General features: G+C 67.6%; 12 protein-coding genes and 1 pseudogene. 1 reads left to right on the plus strand and 12 read right to left on the minus strand.

Annotation, left to right across the window (positions count from 1 at the left end; genetic code table 11):
* The 7 genes from ACMUOO_RS12305 to ACMUOO_RS12335 form a co-directional block, all read right to left on the minus strand.
* Positions 1–1,929 (minus strand): hydantoinase/oxoprolinase N-terminal domain-containing protein (locus ACMUOO_RS12305; protein WP_413855391.1); only part of this gene is annotated, 1,929 nt, incomplete at its 3' end.
* Between the two features lie 9 nt (positions 1,930–1,938).
* Positions 1,939–3,561, minus strand: coding sequence for a GMC family oxidoreductase (locus ACMUOO_RS12310; protein ID WP_301919820.1), 1,623 nt, complete (start codon positions 3,559–3,561; stop codon positions 1,939–1,941).
* Between the two features lie 84 nt (positions 3,562–3,645).
* The gene (locus ACMUOO_RS12315; protein ID WP_301919821.1) at positions 3,646–4,545 is read right to left on the minus strand and encodes an NAD(P)-dependent oxidoreductase; all 900 of its coding nucleotides are present in this window, start codon (positions 4,543–4,545) and stop codon (positions 3,646–3,648) included.
* Between the two features lie 28 nt (positions 4,546–4,573).
* Complete coding sequence (locus tag ACMUOO_RS12320) at positions 4,574–6,136, minus strand: trimethylamine methyltransferase family protein (RefSeq protein WP_413855393.1); 1,563 nt, start codon at positions 6,134–6,136, stop codon at positions 4,574–4,576.
* A gap of 72 nt (positions 6,137–6,208) precedes the next feature.
* Positions 6,209–8,653 (minus strand): GcvT family protein, encoded by a 2,445-nt coding sequence (locus ACMUOO_RS12325; protein ID WP_301919823.1) that lies wholly within the window; start codon positions 8,651–8,653, stop codon positions 6,209–6,211.
* Entirely contained in the window at positions 8,646–9,692 is a 1,047-nt protein-coding gene (locus tag ACMUOO_RS12330) for an alcohol dehydrogenase catalytic domain-containing protein (RefSeq protein ID WP_413855396.1), read from the minus strand. The genes ACMUOO_RS12325 and ACMUOO_RS12330 overlap by 8 nt, the downstream gene beginning before the upstream one ends.
* 7 nt (positions 9,693–9,699) lie before the next feature.
* Positions 9,700–12,144 (minus strand): GcvT family protein, encoded by a 2,445-nt coding sequence (locus ACMUOO_RS12335; protein WP_301919825.1) that lies wholly within the window; start codon positions 12,142–12,144, stop codon positions 9,700–9,702.
* 108 nt (positions 12,145–12,252) lie between these two features.
* Here ACMUOO_RS12335 and ACMUOO_RS12340 point away from each other — a divergent pair, with 108 nt between their 5' ends.
* Positions 12,253–13,131 carry a LysR family transcriptional regulator gene (locus ACMUOO_RS12340; RefSeq protein WP_301919826.1) on the plus strand — a complete coding sequence of 293 codons (879 nt, stop codon included), beginning with the start codon at positions 12,253–12,255 and terminating at the stop codon, positions 13,129–13,131.
* Here the strand turns inward: ACMUOO_RS12340 and ACMUOO_RS12345 are convergent.
* From ACMUOO_RS12345 to ACMUOO_RS12365, 5 genes and pseudogenes are all read right to left on the minus strand, one after another.
* Positions 13,128–13,763 carry an ATP-binding cassette domain-containing protein gene (locus tag ACMUOO_RS12345; RefSeq protein WP_301919827.1) on the minus strand — a complete coding sequence of 212 codons (636 nt, stop codon included), beginning with the start codon at positions 13,761–13,763 and terminating at the stop codon, positions 13,128–13,130. The two genes, ACMUOO_RS12340 and ACMUOO_RS12345, sit on opposite strands and share 4 nt — an antisense overlap.
* Complete coding sequence (locus ACMUOO_RS12350) at positions 13,760–15,469, minus strand: ABC transporter permease (RefSeq protein ID WP_301919828.1); 1,710 nt, start codon at positions 15,467–15,469, stop codon at positions 13,760–13,762. The genes ACMUOO_RS12345 and ACMUOO_RS12350 overlap by 4 nt, the downstream gene beginning before the upstream one ends.
* Positions 15,466–16,659 carry an ABC transporter substrate-binding protein gene (locus ACMUOO_RS12355; RefSeq protein WP_301919829.1) on the minus strand — a complete coding sequence of 398 codons (1,194 nt, stop codon included), beginning with the start codon at positions 16,657–16,659 and terminating at the stop codon, positions 15,466–15,468. Before ACMUOO_RS12355 ends, ACMUOO_RS12350 begins: the two co-directional genes overlap by 4 nt.
* 11 nt (positions 16,660–16,670) lie before the next feature.
* Complete coding sequence (locus ACMUOO_RS12360) at positions 16,671–17,282, minus strand: CDP-alcohol phosphatidyltransferase family protein (protein ID WP_301919830.1); 612 nt, start codon at positions 17,280–17,282, stop codon at positions 16,671–16,673.
* Positions 17,283–17,285: 3 nt separating this feature from the next.
* A pseudogene (locus ACMUOO_RS12365) lies at positions 17,286–17,647 on the minus strand (pyridine nucleotide-disulfide oxidoreductase); the annotation flags it as partial.

Below are 17,647 nucleotides of genomic sequence, written 5' to 3' on the forward strand. Positions count from 1 at the left end.
GATCTCGGACACCTCCCGCTCGGTCACGAGGCGGATTTCCTCGACGCCGGCACGCCGGGCACGGGCGGAGGCTTCCGCCGAAAGCGCCTTTTCCAGCGCACCAAGGGCCTGATCGCGATCCGCGAAGCGCGCCGGGCCTGCGGGAAGATGGGCAATGTACGCGCCCGCCGCAGGGCTCGTGACGGTGCCCGCCGCGTGCATCGCGACCTGCCCCACGACCGCCCCGATAGCGTTTGCCACGCCCGCATGCTCGGGGAGGATCATCCGGGTGCGCAACCTGTCGCCCACGGCGCCGTAATAGGACGGCGCCGAGGCGCCGAGGCCGATGACGGGCACGCCCAGGCGTGCATCGACCTCGACGACCCCACGGTGCCCGTCGAGGCCCGCGCGCACGAGGCCATGGCGCGCAAGCACCTCCGGCGCTTCGGCCCAGCCCCGGTCGTCGTCCGCGAAAGCGGCCTCCAGAAGGCAATCGACCGTCTGAGCGGTCAGTTGGTCGATGATCGCCTGCGCCAGTGATTCCGGCCCGGTCGCGATCCGGTCGCCGCGCCCGTTCCGACGCTTGGCGAAAAGCGCCAGCGCCTTCTGCGCGGCGTGGGAATCCCAGGCGTCGAGCCGCCCCAGGACATGCGAGGCATCCGAGGGCGTGACGCCCGAGATCATCAGAAGCCCGCGCGACACGAGCCGCATCAGGGCCGGAAGTTCGGGCCTTGTGCGGAGCGCGTCCGCCATCCTGAGGGGGCCCTCGGTCAGCCGCCCCACGACAGCCGCCTCGCGCGCGTCGAGCCCCTGCGGCGGCGTGCCGTGCCACATCGGCAGGACGAATCGGCCGTCCTGTTCGCCCGTCGCCTCGCCGGCAAGCCAGCCGTCGAGCGCGTCGTGGACAAGGCCCGGCCAGTCGCGCGCCATCAGCGATACCGGCACCAGCCGTCGTGGGCCGAGCCGCAACGTCGTCGCAAGCCCCTCCACCAGATGCACCTCGCTGTCGCCGCCAAGGCCAGTGGTGCGCATCGCGACCGCCTCCACCATGGTGCGGAAGGCGCCGACGCGGGCGCCCTCCGGGTCGATCGCGGGGCGGCCTTCGCGCAGAAGGCAGACATCGGTCGTGGTGCCGCCGATGTCGGAAACAAGCGCGTCCGTCTCCCCGGTCAGCCAGCTTGCACCGGCGATGGAGGCGGCGGGGCCGGAAAGGATCGTCTCGATTGGCCGTTCGCGCGCCAGTGCGGCCGAGACGAGTGCCCCGTCGCCACGCACGACCATCAGCGGCGCGGTGATCCCGCGCCGGCCCATGTGCGCCTCGCAGGCTGAGATGAGCCGGTCGATCATGCCGATCAGCCGGGCATTCAGCACGGCGGTCAGTGCCCGGCGCGGACCGTTGAGCCCGGCGGAAAGTTCATGTGAACATGTGACCGGCAGCCCGGTGAGGCGACGGATCAGGTCGCGGGCGGCATTCTCGTGAGCCGGGTTCCGCGTGGCAAAGCTCGCAGCCACCGCGAATCCGGTCATTCCCGGAGGCAGGGCCGAGATTTCCGTCTCTAACCTTGCCAGATCGAGGGGCGCGATCTCCGTCCCCGAATGGGTGTGGCCGCCCGCCATCAGGATTGCAGGATCGCCCTTCAGCGCCTCTTCGAGGCCCGCCCGGGCCAATTCCGGCAGGTCGAAGCCGATGAACACGAGCACCACCCGTCCGCCCTGTCCCTCGACGAGCGCATTGGTGGCAAGCGTGGTCGACAGGGACACCATGGCGATGGCACCGGCCGGAACGCCAGAAGCCGCCAGCGCCGCATCGATGGCGCCGCCGACACCCTTCGACAGGTCCGGCCTGGTCGTCAGAGACTTCGCCGAGCCGATGACGCGGTCCTCGTGCTCGTCAAGGATCACCGCGTCGGTATAGGTGCCGCCGGTATCGACGCCCAGGAGATATGCCATCTGTCGCCCTCAGCGCGCGTTCTTGAGGATTCGTTCGGCCCCGATCCAGCCAACGAGAATGCTCGGCGCATTCGTATTGCCGCCGATCAGCGTTGGAAAGACCGAAGCGTCGCAGACCCTCAGACCCTCGACCCCACGAACCCTCAGATCCGGGTCGACGACAGAGGTGGCCGCGTCGCGCCCCATCCGCGCGGTGCAGGACGGGTGATAGACCGTGCCTGAGCGCGCGCGGAAATCGGCGATGAGATCGTCGTCCGTCTGCACCGAGGGCCCGGGGCGAAGCTCCTCGGCGATGAGCGAGCGGATCGGCCCCTCTGCCGCAATTCGCCGCAGGAACTTCACTGCAGCGAGCATTTCGGCCACGTCGTTCTCGGTGGAAAAGGCGTTCGCGACGATCCTCGGATGCACGAAGGGATCGGCGCTTTTCAGGGTGATCTCGCCACGGCTCGTGGGCCTGCAGTTCGATAGCCCGATCGACAGGCCGGAGAACGGATCGGGTGTCAGCAGCGGGCGCTCTCCCACCCTCGGGACGAGCGTCGAGAAGGCCTGGAAATAGAGCTGCATGTTGGGGCGCGTCAGATCCGGTGAGGTGCGGAAGAACCCGCCGGCATGGTTGATCGACTTCGCGAGCGGACCCGAACCGGTCAGGAGGTACTTCATCCCGACCAATGCCTTGCCCCACCAGGGCCGCAGGATGTCGTTGTAGGTCGGCACCGTCATCCGCCAGGTGTAGTTCAGCCCCTGGTGGTCGTTGAGATTGCGTCCGACGTTCGGTGCATCCGCGACGATGTCGATGCCATGCGTCCTGAGATGCGCGGCCGGCCCGATGCCGGAGAGCATCAGGAGATGCGGCGAGCCGATGGCCCCACCGGCGATAATGACCTCGGATTCGGCTCTGACCCGGCCCGATCTGCCATGCCTTTGGTACTCCACGCCGACCGCCCGGCGCCCCTTGAAGAGTACGCGCGTTACCTGTGCGTGGGTCAGGACCGTGACATTCGGCCGCTTCATTGCCGGCCTGAGGAAGGCCCGCGCAGCGGAGTTCCGCCGGGCATTTCGGATGGTCATCTGGTAGACGCCGACGCCCTCTTGCCTTGCGCCGTTGAAGTCCTCGTTGCAGGGCAGCCCCGTCGCCTCGGCCGATCGGAGAAAGGTCTCGACCAGCGGATGCAGGTCGCGGCGGTTGGCGGAGATGAACAGCGGCCCGCCCGTCCCACGCCAGTCGTCGCCGCCCGCCTCGTTGTCCTCGATGGCGCGATAGGCGGTGCGCGCGGCCTCCCAACCCCAGGCGCCACCGGCCTCCGACTCCCAGTCGTCATAATCGCTCGCATGGCCGCGGATCCAGACCATCGCGTTGATCGAACTCGACCCGCCGAGGACCTTACCCCTCGGCCAGTGGTCGCGGTTCCCGGCCAGCCCCGGATCGGGCTCTGTCGCGTAGAGCCAGTTCACCGCCGGGTCATAGAAGAGCTTGCCGTAGCCGAGCGGCATCTGGACGTAGAACCGCCGGTCGCTGCCGCCGGCCTCGATGACGAGAACGCGGTGACGACCGCTCGCCGACAGGCGCTCGGCCAGCACGCAGCCCGCCGAACCCGCCCCCACGATCACATAGTCGAATGTCGCGCCGTCCAACTCGCTTCCCCGCTGACCGCCTCTCCTTCCCACGCGCCAAGCCAGGCCGCCGCCCGGTTCGCGACAGATCAGGTCGCTCGCCGCCTATTCCAGCCGCGCCGGGAACCCCGGCGCGCGCAGGTCGGTGCCGAGGAGGTCCTCCAGAAGCTTTGCGATCATCGGCGACTGCGCCTCGCCGCCATAGGCCGCCCTCGCCGCGATGTAGGTCTGGTTCGTCATGGAGGCGAGGTCCAGGGGCACCCCGAATTCCCGTCCGAACCCGAGCGCGAAGCCGAGGTCCTTCAGCGCAAGGTCGATCGAGAAGGCGATGTCGTAGGAACCGTTGAGGATCAGCGCGCCCTCGGTTTCGTGCACGAAGGAGTTGCCCGACGAGGCCGCTATGGCGTGCCAGGCCTGGCCGAGGTCGAGCCCGCCGCGCTTCGCCAGCATCAATGCCTCGCCGCAGGCCTTGAGGTGGATGAAGGCGAGCATGTTCGTGATCACCTTGATGATCGCCGAGGAACCGAGCGGCCCCATGTGGAAGACGCGGTTTCCCATCGCCTCCATCGCCGGGCGGTGCAGTTCGACGAGGTCCGCGTCGCCCCCCGGCAACATCGTGATCTCGCCCCGCGCCGCCAGATGCACCCCGCCCGTCACCGGCAGTTCCAGCATCCTGACGCCCGCCTCCGCGGCGATCTTCGCGAGCCCCAGAACGTCGTCCCGGCCGAGTGTGGACATCTCCACCCAGGTCGCTCCAGGCTTCATTGCCGGCAGCATGGCGGAAAGGACCTTTTCCGATACCCCGGGCGAGGGCAGGCAGGTGATGACGTGATCGACGCGCGCTGCGAGGTCCGCGGCGTTGTCCGCCCAATGCGCACCCATGCTAGTCAAGCTCTCCGCAGCGGCGCGATTGACGTCGTTCACGGTCAGATCGAAGCCCGCCCGCAAGAGGCAACCTGCGCAGTTCGCGCCGAGGTTGCCAAGGCCGATGTACCCGTAATGCATGGGCTTCCTTCCCGTTTCAGTGTCTGATTCAGCGGAAATAGATGTTGTAGTCGGTCCTGATCGCCGCGTCGATCTGCGGGTCTATCTGCATCCGTGCCTTGGCCAGGATTTCGTTCTTCCGCTGGATTGCGCGCTCGAGCAGCATGGGCCGGTCGGCCTCCACCCATTCCTTCGGGCTCATCCGGTTGCCTAGAATGGGATAAACGTATTCGGTCTGCATCAGCTTCAGCGTCTGGCCCGAGCCGAGATAATGGCCGGGTCCGCCGAGGCAGACTTCCTTCATCGCCTCGATGGAGGTGGACTCCTCCGTCACGTCGATGCCGCGCACGCAGCGCAACACCTGGCCCAGGATGTCATCCCCGAGGACGAGGCTTTCGAGGCAGAAGCCGAGGAGCGATGCATGCATGCCGACAGCCTCATAGACCATGTTGAGGCCCGAAAGCCCGGCGAGCACATTGGTGATGCCCTGCTCCCACCCCGCCTGCATGTCCGGCAGCTTGGAATCGGTGATCCCCGCTGCCGCTCCGCCCGGCAGGTTGTAGAACCGGTGCATCTGCGCGCAGCCCGCCGTCAGCAGCGCCTGTTCCGCCGAACCGCCGGACATGGCGCCGGTGCGCAGGTCCGACACGAAAGGCCAGGTGCCGAAGATCGCCGGATGGCCCGGCGCCATCGCATTCACATAGACGACGCCGGCGAGGCATTCCGCCACCGCCTGCACGATGGCGAGCGCGATCGGCGCGGGCGCCGTCGCCCCCGCCTGCCCGGCGCTGAGGAGCAGCACGGGCATCCCGCCCCGGACGCAGGCTTCCATCGTGATGCAGCTTTCCTCGGCGAATTTCATCGGCGGCACGACGAAGCAGTTGGAGTTGGAGATGAAGGGTCGCGCCCGCCATGTGTCCTCGCCGCCCGCGATGCGGTGGATCATCTCGAAGCAGGGCGCGACATGGGACGGGTCGCTGAACGAGGTGCCCACATGCTTCGTCGTCCCGGCGCAGCAGGCATAGAGCGTGTTGAGGTCCATCTCCAGGTTGTCGGTCACATCGCGGCACACCATGGCGCGCTGGAAGAAATGGACGTTGTCGAGATTGTGTGTGATCCGCGCCGCGTCGTAGAGATCCTGCGCGGTGGAATCGCGATAGGTGTTCGTCTCGAGATCCACGACATGCACCGCCGCGCCCGCGGTGCCGAAATGCACGTTGGAGCCGGTGAGGTGCAGATCGTGCTTCGGATCGCGGCCGAAGAGCGTGATGTCGCGCGCGGCGACGGCCAGCATGTCCTCCACCAGCGCGCGGGGGAAACGGATGCGCCCGTCATCGCCCTGGACGGCGCCCGCGCCGGTGAGGATCTCGACCCCCGATCTCGGGGCCTGGCTGAGACCGATCACCTCAAGCGCCTCAAGCGCGGCCGCGTGGATTCGCGCCATTCCCGCGTCTCCCAGCGGGCGGTACTGCCCGCCCGGAAGCCCAGCCCGGATCGGCCTGAGCGCCTCGTCCAGCGGCGCCGCGCGCGCGGCCCGCCGTGCCTCGCGCCCGCCAGACCGTGCCGCCCGTCTCGGTTCGCAGTTCAGAGCCTCTTCCACCTCAAGCCTCACTTTCTTTCCGGAAATACTCTCGGGGGAGCGGGGGGCAGCAGGCCCCCCGACCAGCGTCGCGGAGGGCGCGCGTCACATCCGCACGCGCGCACCCTCGGGGTCGTAGATCGGCCGCACGGACACTTCTGCCGGCACGCGCCGTCCGGCAATCTCGATCTCGTAGCGTGAGGCCATGAGCGCATCGACGCCTTCCCCCTTGCAGGGCAGGTAGCCCATGCCGATCGCCGCGCCGAGGTGGTGGCCGTAGGCACCCGAGGTGAGATGACCCACGATCTTGCCGTCTCTGAGGACCGGTTCGTTGTGATAGACCATGACCTCGGGGTCCGAGAGGCGGAATTGCACCATCCGCCGCTCCAGCCCCGCCTCCTTCCTCCGGAGCACCGCGTCGCGGCCGACGAAGGCGGGCTTCGCCGTCTTCACCGCGAAACCGAGGCCCGCCTCCAGCACATGATCCTCGGACGTGATGTCGTGGCCGAAGTGGCGGAACGCCTTTTCGATCCGGCAACTGTCCATCATGTGCATGCCGCAGAGCTTCAGCCCGACATCGGCCCCGACCTCCCGCAGCACCTCGAAGACATGTGCTGCCATGTCGGACGAGACATAGATTTCCCAGCCAAGTTCGCCGACGTAGGAAACGCGGTGGACACGGGCAAGGCCCATGCCGATCTCGATCTCCTGCGCCGTGCCGAAGGGATTCGCCTCGTTCGAGAAGTCGTTCGGGCTGACCTTCCGGATCAGATCGCGCGCCTTCGGGCCCATGACGGCCAGCACACCCTCTGCCGCCGTCACATCTGTCAGGACAACGTTGAAATCGCCGACATGGCGCCGCATCCAGGCCTGGTCCTTCGGCCGCGTGATCGCCGGCGTGACGACGAGATATGCCGTCTCCGATAGCCGCGTCACGGTCACGTCGGCTTCGATGCCGCCCCTGGCGTTCAGGAACTGGGTATAGACGATCCGGCCCGCCGGCACGGAAAGATCTGCTCCGCAGATATGGTTCAGGTAAGCTTCGGCATCGCGCCCTTCGACCCTGATCTTGCCGAAGCTGGACATGTCGTACATCCCGACGCCGGTACGGATCGCGCGATGCTCTTCGGCGGTGTTCTCGAACCAGTTCTGCCGCCCCCAGGAATAGTCGTATTCGCGCTTCTGGCCGGATTTCGCGAACCAGTTCGCCCTCTCCCAGCCGCCGATCTCGCCGAAGACCGCACCCTGCGCCTCCAGATGCGCGTGGAACGGGCTCCGGCGCACCCCCCGCGCGGTCGCCTTCTGGCGATAGGGGTAATGGTCGGCGTAGAGGAGGCCCAGCGTCTCTTTCGAGCGCTCAAAAAGATAGTGGCGGTTGCCCTGGAAGGGTTGGTTGCGGCCCACGTCCACATCGCCGAGGTCGAAGGGCTTCTCGCCCGACTCCATCCATTCGGCGAGCGCCATGCCGGCGCCGCCCGCCGACTGGATGCCGATGGAATTGAATCCGGCCGCGACCCAGAAGTTGTCCACCTCGAGCGACAGGCCGAGGTTGTAGGCATCGTCCGGCGTGAAGCTTTCCGGCCCGTTGAAGAAGGTGTGGATGCCCGCCTCCGCCAGCATCGGCAACCGGTGCACCGCGCGTTCGAGGATCGGCTCGAAATGGTCGAAGTCCTCGGGAAGCTGGTCGAAGCAGAAATCCTCGGAAATGCCGGCCATGCCCCATGGCTTCGCATTCGGCTCGAAGGCGCCGAGCAGGTACTTCCCGGCATCCTCCTTGTAGTAGGCGCATTCGTCCGGCACGCGCAGCACCGGCATTTGTGTGAGGCCGGGGATCGGCTCGGTCACGATGTAGAAATGCTCGCAGGCATGCAGGGGCACGTTGACACCTGCCATCCTGCCAACCTCGCGGCCCCACATTCCTGCGCAGTTGACGACATGTTCGGCCTGGATAGACCCTGTTTCGCCATCCTTCGACCAAGTCACCGCTGTGGCGCGACGCCCCCTCACGTTCACGCCCGTGACCTTCACACCCTCGACGACCGTCGCCCCGCGCTGCCGCGAACCCTTGGCCAGCGCGAGCGCGATGTTCGCCGGGTCGCCCTGGCCGTCGGTCGGCAACCAGACCCCGGCCTTGACGCCCTCGATGTTGAGGTGTGTGTAGCGTTCCTTCACTTCCGCAGGCGACAACTCCTCGACCGGCACGCCGAAGCCGCGCGCCATCGAGGCATTGCGGAACAATTCCTCCTTCCGCGCCTCCGTCAAAGCCACGGAAACCGAACCGACGGTCTTCATGCCGGTCGCCAGCCCCGTCTCGGCTTCGAGCCCGCGATAGAGATCGGCCGAATACTTGGCCAGCCGCGTCATGTTGGCCGAAGCGCGCAGCTGCCCGATCAACCCCGCCGCGTGCCAGGTCGTGCCGGAGGTCAGTTGCTTGCGCTCCAGGAGCACGACGTCGCTCCAGCCGAGCTTGGTCAGGTGATAGGCCACGGAACACCCGACGACCCCGCCGCCGATGATCACCGCCCGCGCCCTTGTCGGCAGGTCAGCCATTGTCGTTCCTTTCGCCTGGGATGAGCACGATCTTGCCCGCTTGGTGTTTTGCCTCGAATTCCTCCTGCGCGCGGGCGATCTCGCGCAGCGGGTAGACCTTGGCGACCAGCGGCCGGACCGCCGCGGTGTTGATGATGGTGACGAGCCCGGCAAAGACTTCGCGCGGCTGGTGGGTGCAGCCGAAAAGCGTCAGGTCGTTCAGGTAGACCGTCCGCAGGTCTCCCTCCACGATCGGCCCGGCGATCGCGCCCGAAGTGGCATAGCGGCCGCCGGGCTTCAGCGCTGTCAGCCGGTCGTTCCAGCCCGCACCCCCGACCACGTCGATCACCACGTCGAAGGCTTTCGCGGGCGGGGTCGCGCCGCGGTCGAGGATCCGGGAGCCGGCGTCGCGCAGCGGTGACGCCTTGGACGGCGCGCATTGCGCCGTGACGATCGCCCCCTTGAGGACCGCGAGCTGGACGGCGGCAAACCCGACGCCACCCGACGCGCCCGTCACCAGAATCCGTTCCCCGGACCGTAGTCCGACGCGTGTCAGGAGGTTGTAGGCCGTCCCGTAGGCGCAGGGCATGGCGCCGATCTCGATATCGCTGAGGACCGAGGCGCTGACATCATGCAGGTGCCGGGCCGGCACCACGCAGAATTCGGCGAAGGCGCCGTCGTATTCCGAGCCGATGGCGCGGAACGCCAGCGGGTTCTCGGCCGTCGGCTCTGCCTGGTTCGTCGGGCAGATCACCCGCGCACCCAGGGGAGGCGCGCTCACGCCAGGGCCGTGCCGGACCACCCGACCGCAGAGGTCGCTGCCCTGGATGCGCGGAAAGCGGATGGCGCCGGCCCAGCCGCCGGCCTCGGGGGCATCGGCCCGGGCATACCAGCCCTTGCGGGTGTTGATGTCAGTCGCGTTCAACCCGGCGGCGAGCACCTGCACCAGGACCTCGCCCTCGCCGGGCTGGGGCAGCGGGATGTCGTCCGACCAGACCAGCCTTTCCGGCCCGCCGTGTCCGGTCAGAAGAATGCCGCTCATTCGGGACGGGGTGGCCATCGCGGTCTCAGGCCCTGATCCGCTTGTTCTCGGGGTCCCAGAGCGGCCGGTCTTCCTGCACCAACGCGCGGAACCGCTCGCCGTATATCTCCACCTCGACCATGGTTCCCGGCACCGCGAGGTCGGCGCGGAGCATCCCCAGCGCGATCGAGGCGCCGACCCGGTAGCCCCAGGCGCCGCTCGTCGTCTCGCCGGCGATCTCGCCGTGATGCCAGAGCGTCGACATGTAGGGCGCGTCGCAAGCGCCCGCATCCACGACCAGGGTCACGAAGCGTTTCTTCACACCGCGCTGTTTCTCGGCCAGAAGCGCCGCCTTGCCGGGAAAGTCCTGCGGCTTGTCGAAGCGGATGAAGCGATCGAGCCCACCTTCGAGGAGGCTGTAGTCAGTCGACAGATCGCCCTTCCACGCCCGGTAACCCTTTTCGATCCGCAAGGAGTTCAGCGCCCACATCCCGAAGGGCTTCGCGCCGGCCTCCAGCACGGCATCGTGGATCGCGGGGATCGCCTCAACCGGCGCATGGACCTCCCAGCCAAGCTCCCCGGCGAAGGAGACGCGCGCCAGAACCGCCTTCTGCCCAGCCACGGTCCCCATCCCGTGGCTGAGCCAGGGCAGGGCGAGGTCGGCGTCGGAGATTTTCGCGAAAAGGTCGCGCGACTTCGGGCCGGTGACGATCAGGGTGGACAGGTCGCGGGTGCGATCACTGAGCGTCAGGCCCCTCGGCAAACCCCGGGCCAGCCATTCGTAGTCGTGCCACTGTGCCACGGCGGCGGTGATCAGCGTATAGTCGTCCTCGCCATTGCAGGCGACCGACATCTCGGTGACGATGCGGCCGCGGTCGTCGGGGAAATAGGCCAGCGAAAGCCGCCCGGGCTTCGGCAGGGCGCCGGCGATCCGCCCCAGAAGCCATTCGCCCGCGCCGGGGCCCGACAGGTGGAAACGCGAGAAGCCCGGCAGGTCGAGGACGCCGACACCGTCGCGCACGGCCTCACATTCCTCGCGGATGCGCTTCTCCCAGGGGCCTGCACGATTCCAGGTCTGCGTTGCGGCCTCTGACAGGTCGTCGCCCGGCCGCGCGAACCAGTTCGCCCGCTCCCAGCCCCCGTAAGCGCCCATCTGGCCGCCGAGTGCCTTCACCCTGTCGTGCACCGGCGACAGCTTGCGGTCCGGTGCGGCGGGCCAGCGGTGCCAGGGGAAGTGCATGGCGTATTCGTGGCCATAGACCTCCATCCCCTTGGCGATGCAGTAGTCGCGGTCGGTGTAGTCGGTGAAGCGCCGCGGGTCGCAGGACCACATGTCCCATTCGGTGGCACCCTCGGTGACCCATTCGGCCAGCACCTTGCCCGCGCCGCCGGCCTGGGCGATGCCGAAGGTGAAGACGCACGCCTCGAAGGCGTTCGGCACACCGGGCATTGGCCCGATCAGCGGGTTGCCGTCGGGTGCATATGGGATCGGGCCGTTGATCACCTTCGACACGCCCGCAGTGCCCAACAGCGGCACCCGGGCCATCGCGTCCTCGATATAGGGCTCCAGCCGGTCGAGGTCGTCAGGGAACAGCTGGAAGGAGAAATCCTCGGGGAAAGGGTCGTCCGGCGTCACCCAATGGGCGCGGCAGTTCCTCTCGTAGGGGCCGAGGTTGAAGCCGGTCTTTTCCTGCCGGAGGTAGTAGGACGTATCGACATCGCGCAGAAGCGGCAGCTTGTGGCCGACCTCCTTCGTCCAGGCCTCGATCTCCGGGATCGGCTCGGACAGCAGATACTGGTGGCTCATCACCATCATCGGCACCGTCCGCCCGCCGAAGGGCCGGAACCATTCGCCGACCTTCCGGGCATAGTATCCGGCGGCGTTGACCACGATCTCCGCCCGGATAGAGCCTTTCTCGGTATGCACGACCCATTCGCCGTTCTCGCGGCTCACGCCCGTTGCCGGGGAAAAGCGGAGGATCGTGGCACCCATGTCGCGGGCACCCTTGGCCAGCGCCTGGGTCAGTTGCGCCGGGTCGATGTCGCCGTCGGCCGGGTCGTAGAGCGCGCCCTTCAGGTCGTGGAGTTCGAGGAACGGATACTTGTCCCGGATCTCGTCCACGCCCAGAACTTCAAGCGCCATGCCCTGATAGCGACCCATGCCCTTGGCGCGGGCGAATTCCTGCATCCGTGCCTTCGAATGGCCAAGGCGGATCGATCCGGTGACATGGTAGTTCATCGGATAGTCCACCGCGGCGCCGAGACCGCGATAAAGTTCGGTCGAATAGCGCTGCATGTTCATCAGCGACCAGGAGGTGGAGAAGGTCGGAACGTTGCCCGCCGCGTGCCAGGTGGACCCGGCCGTCAGTTCATTCTTCTCCAGAAGGACGCAGTCGGTCCAGCCAGCCTTCGCAAGATGGAAAAGCGCAGAGACACCCACTGCGCCGCCGCCGATGATGACCACGCGTGCTGTCGTCGGAACCTCGGCCATCTGCATCCCCCCGCATGCCCTTGCGTGCCGGAGTATCGGCGCGAGTGGGCTTGCTTTCAATTCGTCGCAGGTGTGATTATTGATCGGAATATCCGATCAGGAGCGCCCATGCAGATCGAACTGATCCAGACCTTTCTGGACCTCTCCGAGACCCGGAGCTTCAATCGCACGGCCGAAAGGCTCTCCGTCACCCAATCCACGGTCTCCGGTCGCATCAACGCGCTCGAGAGGGCGGTCGGTCACCGGCTCTTCAGCCGCTCCCGCGCGGGAACGGAACTCACGACCGCAGGGCTACGCTTCGCGCCCCATGCCCGCGCGCTGCTGCATGCCTGGACGGAGGCGCGCCACGCGGTGGGGGATTCGGGTGGCGTCCTGTCCATGCGCATCGGCATCCAGAGCGATCTCGTGACGATGCACTTCAACGAGCTCATCGGCGATTTCCGCGCAGCGCTACCCGGCACCGCGTTCCTGTTCGAGGCCGACTATTCCGCGCAGATGTGCGCAGACCTGATGACCGGGGCCGAGGACTTCGCGATCATCTTCAGCCCGCGCTACCACGACGACCTGCACTTCGAGACGGTGGGCGAGATCACCTATCTGATGGTCTCGACCGAGGCCGACAGGCTCGCCGAGGTGCGGCAGGAAACCTATATCATGCCGCACTATTCCTATGCCATGCCGGCTCTCCATGCGGCGCTGCATCCGCGTCTCGCCACGGCGAGCCTTTCAATCGGGCAGAACACGGCGATGGTGGCGCTTCTCCGATCGCTCGGCGGCACCGCCTATGTCCTGCGCAACTCGGCCGACGAACTGATGCGTGACGGGCTTTGCCGTCTCGTTGCAGATGCCCCGCCGATCCCCCAGCCGATCTTCGCGGGACTCCACATCCGCAACCGCCACCGCTCGGCGCACCGCCGGCTGCAGCAGATCGTGCGGACCCGCTTTGGCTCGGCGACCGGTACCCTTGCGCGGCGGCGGGTTGGCTAGAGCGTCACGACCGGCCCGCCAGTCGCGCTGGCGTCATCCGGATCGTGGCTGACCATCAGCACCGGGACGCCGCGTTCGCGGACATGGCGGAAGACGAAGGCGCGGAGGTCGGCACGCCGGTCGGGATCGAGCCGCGCGAAGGGCTCGTCGAGAAGCAGGGCGAGCGGGTCGGCCAGAAGTGTCCGCATCAGTGCCACCCGCGCACGCTGTCCGCCCGAAAGGGTCGCCGGATCGCGGTCGGCGAAGCCAGCGAGCCCGGCCTGGTCGAGCGCCGCCGCGACCGCCGCCCTTCGAGCGACCCGGCCGCGCACATTTGCTGCCAGACCGAAGGCAAGGTTGTCGCCCACCGACAGGTGCGGAAAGAGCAGCGCGTCCTGAAACAGGATGCCGATGCGCCGCTGTTCGGCAGGCAGTCGTGTCACGTCGCGCCCGTTCAGGACGACCCGGCCCTCGGCTTCGAAATCCGCCGAAAGATGCCCACCGATGAGGTCGATCAGTGTCGATTTGCCGACGCCGGACGCGCCCATGATCGTCGTCACGGCGCCCGCAGGCACGGTGAGTGTCACCGGGGGGAACAACGGACTGCCACCTGCGGCGCGAACCGAAACATTCCGAAGCTCCAGCGCGTTCATGCGAAAAACCCCGAAAGTCCTCGCCGTCGGCGGTGGAGGATCGCGGGCAGCCCGATCGCGGTGAGATAGGCGGTGAGTGGCAGCGCCGATTGCAGCGTCGCATGCACGGCGGTTACCCGCCGGTCCGATCCGGACGCCAGCGTCACGGCCTCGGTCGTCAGCGTACTGACGCGCCCGGCGCCGAGGAAGAGCGTAGGCAGGTATTGTGCGACCGAGACGGCAAACCCGATCGCGGCCGCCGTCAGTACCGGCCGCAGGAGGATCGGCAGCTTCACGGCGACAAGCCGCCGCCATGGCCCGGCACCAAGGGCAGCTGCCGCCCGGTCCATCCGCCGGTCGAGCGCGCGCCAGGGGTCGGAGAGCGACAGCATCACATAGGGAAAGACGAAGAGCATCTGGCCCCAGATCACCGCAATCATCCCGCCGGAAAGACCTGCGCGCAGAAAGACCACGGAGAGCCCGAACAGGAACGCCGCTTGTGGAACGAGCAGCGGCAGGTAGATGAGCGCTTCGGCCCAGCGCGCGCGGCGCATCCCGGCGCGATCCTCGCCTTCGAGCCAGGCGATCGCGAGCGCAAGCGAGAGCGCGGTGGTCGAAACCGCGAGGATCAGGGTCTGTTCCAGTGCAGTCTGCCAGCCCGTTCCTGGCCGCGTCCATGCCGCAAGGCTCCAGCTATCGGGAAGCGCGCGAGGAAAACTCCAGCGCCAGGCGACCGACCAGAGTGCGAGTGAGAGGAGCGCGCCCGCCCCGAGCGCCAGGAGTACAATCCCTCCCAGCCCGGCCAGGCGTATGGCGGGGCTCGCGCAGAGGCCACGGTGTCCGCGTCGAAGCCGCGCGCTCCCGACGCGGGCGACGACCCTTTCCGCGCCGATCCAGAGTGCGACCGACCCCGCCGCGAGCGCCGCGAGCGCCATTGCGGCCGCCGAGGCAGGCAGGATCAGGCCGGAGTCGGCCGAGAGAAACCATCGGGTCATGGCGACCGCAAGCGTCGGCGGCGTTGTCGGCCCGAGGATCAGCGCCATGTCCACCACCGAGAGCGCGAAGGACAGCGTCACGAAGACGGGAAGCCGGATCATCGGGTAGACCTGTGGCGCGATCACCCGCGCCCATACCGCGCCGGGCGCATAGCCCATCGCCCGTCCTGCTGCGATCTGGTCCCGGACCGGAAGTTGCGTCAGCGCGGACAGCGTGACGAGAAGCAGGAATGGCACCTCCTTCAGCATCAGCCCGAGGATCAGCGCGACCCCGAGCCGGTCCTGAACCGTCGCCAGATCGGGGGGCAGCGTCCAGCCGGTGGCCCAGGGACTCAGAATCCGCGCGATCCAGCCGGAGGGGGCGATCAGGAACGCGGTTCCGATTGCCATCGCGGCGTGGGGTGCGGCGAGGAAGGGCGTCAGGACCTGCGCCACCCGTCCGGCGCGCATACACCCGTGGATGGCGCCCGCGATTCCCAGCGCGAGAGCGAGCGACAGCGCCGTGGAGGCGATACCGGTCCAGAGGGTCAGCGCGATGCTCGTCCTCACGCCGGGCAAGTCCATGAACTGCCGCCACGATACGAGCGCGGGCTGCTCGGCCCCGATGGCCGGAAGGATGCCGAAGGCCGCACGACCGGTCTCCCAGAGCCCTGCCATGATGGGAAGGGCGAGCCCGGCCGCAACAACGCCGAGGACGAGGAGCCTCAGTGCGCGTCCCTCGGTTGTCTTCATTCGGTGTAGCGCCGCGCCCATTCGGCCGTGATCCGCGTCATCCAGCCGGGGTGGGGTTCGTTCAGGACCGGGCCGAGTTCCGCGTTCGACGGAAGCGCGGGCGAGGCGGGCAGGGCCGCGAAGGCGTTCGCTTCCGTCTCGCCGAGCTTTTCGGGATCCAGCACCGAATAGCTTCCGAGCACACGGATGTCCTGCGCACGGGCCTGAACCGCGGGATCGAGGAGGAAGTTGGCGACGATCATCGCGCCTTCCTTGTGGGCGGCGTTGAAGGGAATGGCAACGAAGCTGATGTTGCCGATGGAACCGCCCTTCGGCGCATAGCTGCGCACCGTCTCGGGCAGAAGCCCGCGCTCCACCGCCGCCGCCGCTGCTGCGGGGTCGAAAGCCATGGTGAAATCGACCTCGCCGTCGTTCAGCATCCGGTTCTGTACGCTCTCGCTTTCGGGAAACGCCCTGCCGCCGCGCCAGAGTGCCGGGCGGAGTGCGTCGTACCAGGCCCAGAGCGGCTCTGTCGCAGCCGAAAACGTCTCGTCCGTGGGTTCCGCCTTGAGCAGCGATGTGTCCGGCGCGAGCTCGATCAGCGCCTGCTTCAGGAAGGTCGAGCCCATGAAATTCGACACGGCGGGATGGGTGAACCGGCCGGGATGCGCCTGCGCCCAGGCCAGGAGTTCCTTCATGGAGGTCGGCGGCACTTCGACGCGTGCACTGTCGTAGGTCAGCACGAAGCGGGCAAGGCGCCAGGGCGATTCGTAGCCCTCGGTCGGAATGGTGAAGTCGGTAACGGCGGCCGAGCCTTCGGAAAGGTCGAGATAGCGTGCATTGGGCAGATCCGCCAGGAAGGGGCCATGCAGCAGCCCCTGTTCCTTCATCGACAGGAAGTTGCCGCCATTGATCCAGACGAGATCGACGGTCCCCCCTTCGGTCCGCCCGGCCGCCTTTTCGGCGATGACGCGGGTCACCGCCTCGGCCGTGTCCGAGAGCTTCACGTGGTTTATCGTGACCCCATACCGCCCCTCTACCTCGTTGCCGGCCCAGGCGATGAAGTCATTCGTGCGTTCATCTCCGCCCCAGGCGTTCCAGTAGACCGTCTGCCCCCTTGCGGCCGCGACCGTATCTTCCCACGATCCGGCAAGACTTGGCCCGGCGAGGCCGAGGGTGAGGCCGAGGGCAACGAATATCGGCAGACGCATGGAACCTCCTGTCAGCGGTCGGAAAAGGCGACCCAGCCCTGATGCCAGCGGCTGATCGTGGTGAGCGCGCAGAGCGTGGCGAAAAGATAGGCGAGTACGGGGAAAGCGGCCGGCCAGAGACACATTGCAACGAAGAGCCCGATCGTCTCGGCCCCCTCGGTCAGGCCCCCGAGGTAGTAGATTCCCTTGGCCGGGTAGTCCGACGCCCGCAGACCGCGCTGCGCGGCGACCGAGGCGAACGCGAGAAAGCTCGACCCGGTGCCGATGAAGCTGGCGATGAGCACGGCGGCGGCCAACGCGTTCGCCGCGGGGTCGACAAGTGCGAAGCCGAGGGGCACCAGCGCGTAGAAGGCGAAGTCGAGCGCGATGTCGAGGAATGCGCCCCGGTCGGTCCCCCCGACCTCGCGCGCGATCGCGCCGTCGAGCCCGTCGGCAAGCCGGTTGGCGAGGATGAGGACGAGCGCCGCCCCGAAGGCCCCGGCCGTCAATGCCGCGAATGCCCCGAGGCCAAGCGCGAAGCCCGCGAGCGTCACCTGGTCCGCCGTCACTCCGCGCCTGGCCAGAACCCGCCCGGGCGGGTCAAGAAGCGCGCGCTGGGCGGGCAGGAGATGGCGATCGATCACGACTCAGCCCCTCCGCCAGGCATGGAACCGGCCAAGAACAGCAAGAGCCCTCGGGTTCACATGGGCCCTGCGCCATTCGCCGGCGGCGAACTTGTTCGCCTCGGCGAGTGTCGGGTAGGTGTGAATGGTGGAGAGGATCGCGCCCAGCCCCTTCCCGTGCTTCATCGCGAAGACGAACTCGGCCAGCAGGTCCCCGGCATGGGCGCCGACGATGGTCGCGCCGAGGATCGTATCCTTACCCGGCGGAGTGAGGAGCTTGACGAAGCCTGTCGCCGACCCGTCGGCGATGGCGCGATCAAGGTCGTCGATCCCATAGCGCGTTACCTCGTGAGCAATTCCCTTTTCCTTGGCCTCGGATTCCGAAA

Source organism: Albidovulum sp., from assembly GCF_041919395.1.
In the GTDB taxonomy this organism is placed as follows: domain Bacteria; phylum Pseudomonadota; class Alphaproteobacteria; order Rhodobacterales; family Rhodobacteraceae; genus Albidovulum.

Coding starts and splice junctions, on each gene's coding strand:
- ACMUOO_RS12315 (WP_301919821.1), bottom strand. CDS start 4,545: ATGCATTACGGGTACATCGGCCTTGGCAACCTCGGCGCGAACTGCGCA.
- ACMUOO_RS12325 (WP_301919823.1), bottom strand. CDS start 8,653: ATGGCTGACCTGCCGACAAGGGCGCGGGCGGTGATCATCGGCGGCGGG.
- ACMUOO_RS12330 (WP_413855396.1), bottom strand. CDS start 9,692: ATGGCCACCCCGTCCCGAATGAGCGGCATTCTTCTGACCGGACACGGC.
- ACMUOO_RS12335 (WP_301919825.1), bottom strand. CDS start 12,144: ATGGCCGAGGTTCCGACGACAGCACGCGTGGTCATCATCGGCGGCGGC.
- ACMUOO_RS12340 (WP_301919826.1), top strand. CDS start 12,253: ATGCAGATCGAACTGATCCAGACCTTTCTGGACCTCTCCGAGACCCGG.
- ACMUOO_RS12345 (WP_301919827.1), bottom strand. CDS start 13,763: ATGAACGCGCTGGAGCTTCGGAATGTTTCGGTTCGCGCCGCAGGTGGC.
- ACMUOO_RS12350 (WP_301919828.1), bottom strand. CDS start 15,469: ATGAAGACAACCGAGGGACGCGCACTGAGGCTCCTCGTCCTCGGCGTT.
- ACMUOO_RS12355 (WP_301919829.1), bottom strand. CDS start 16,659: ATGCGTCTGCCGATATTCGTTGCCCTCGGCCTCACCCTCGGCCTCGCC.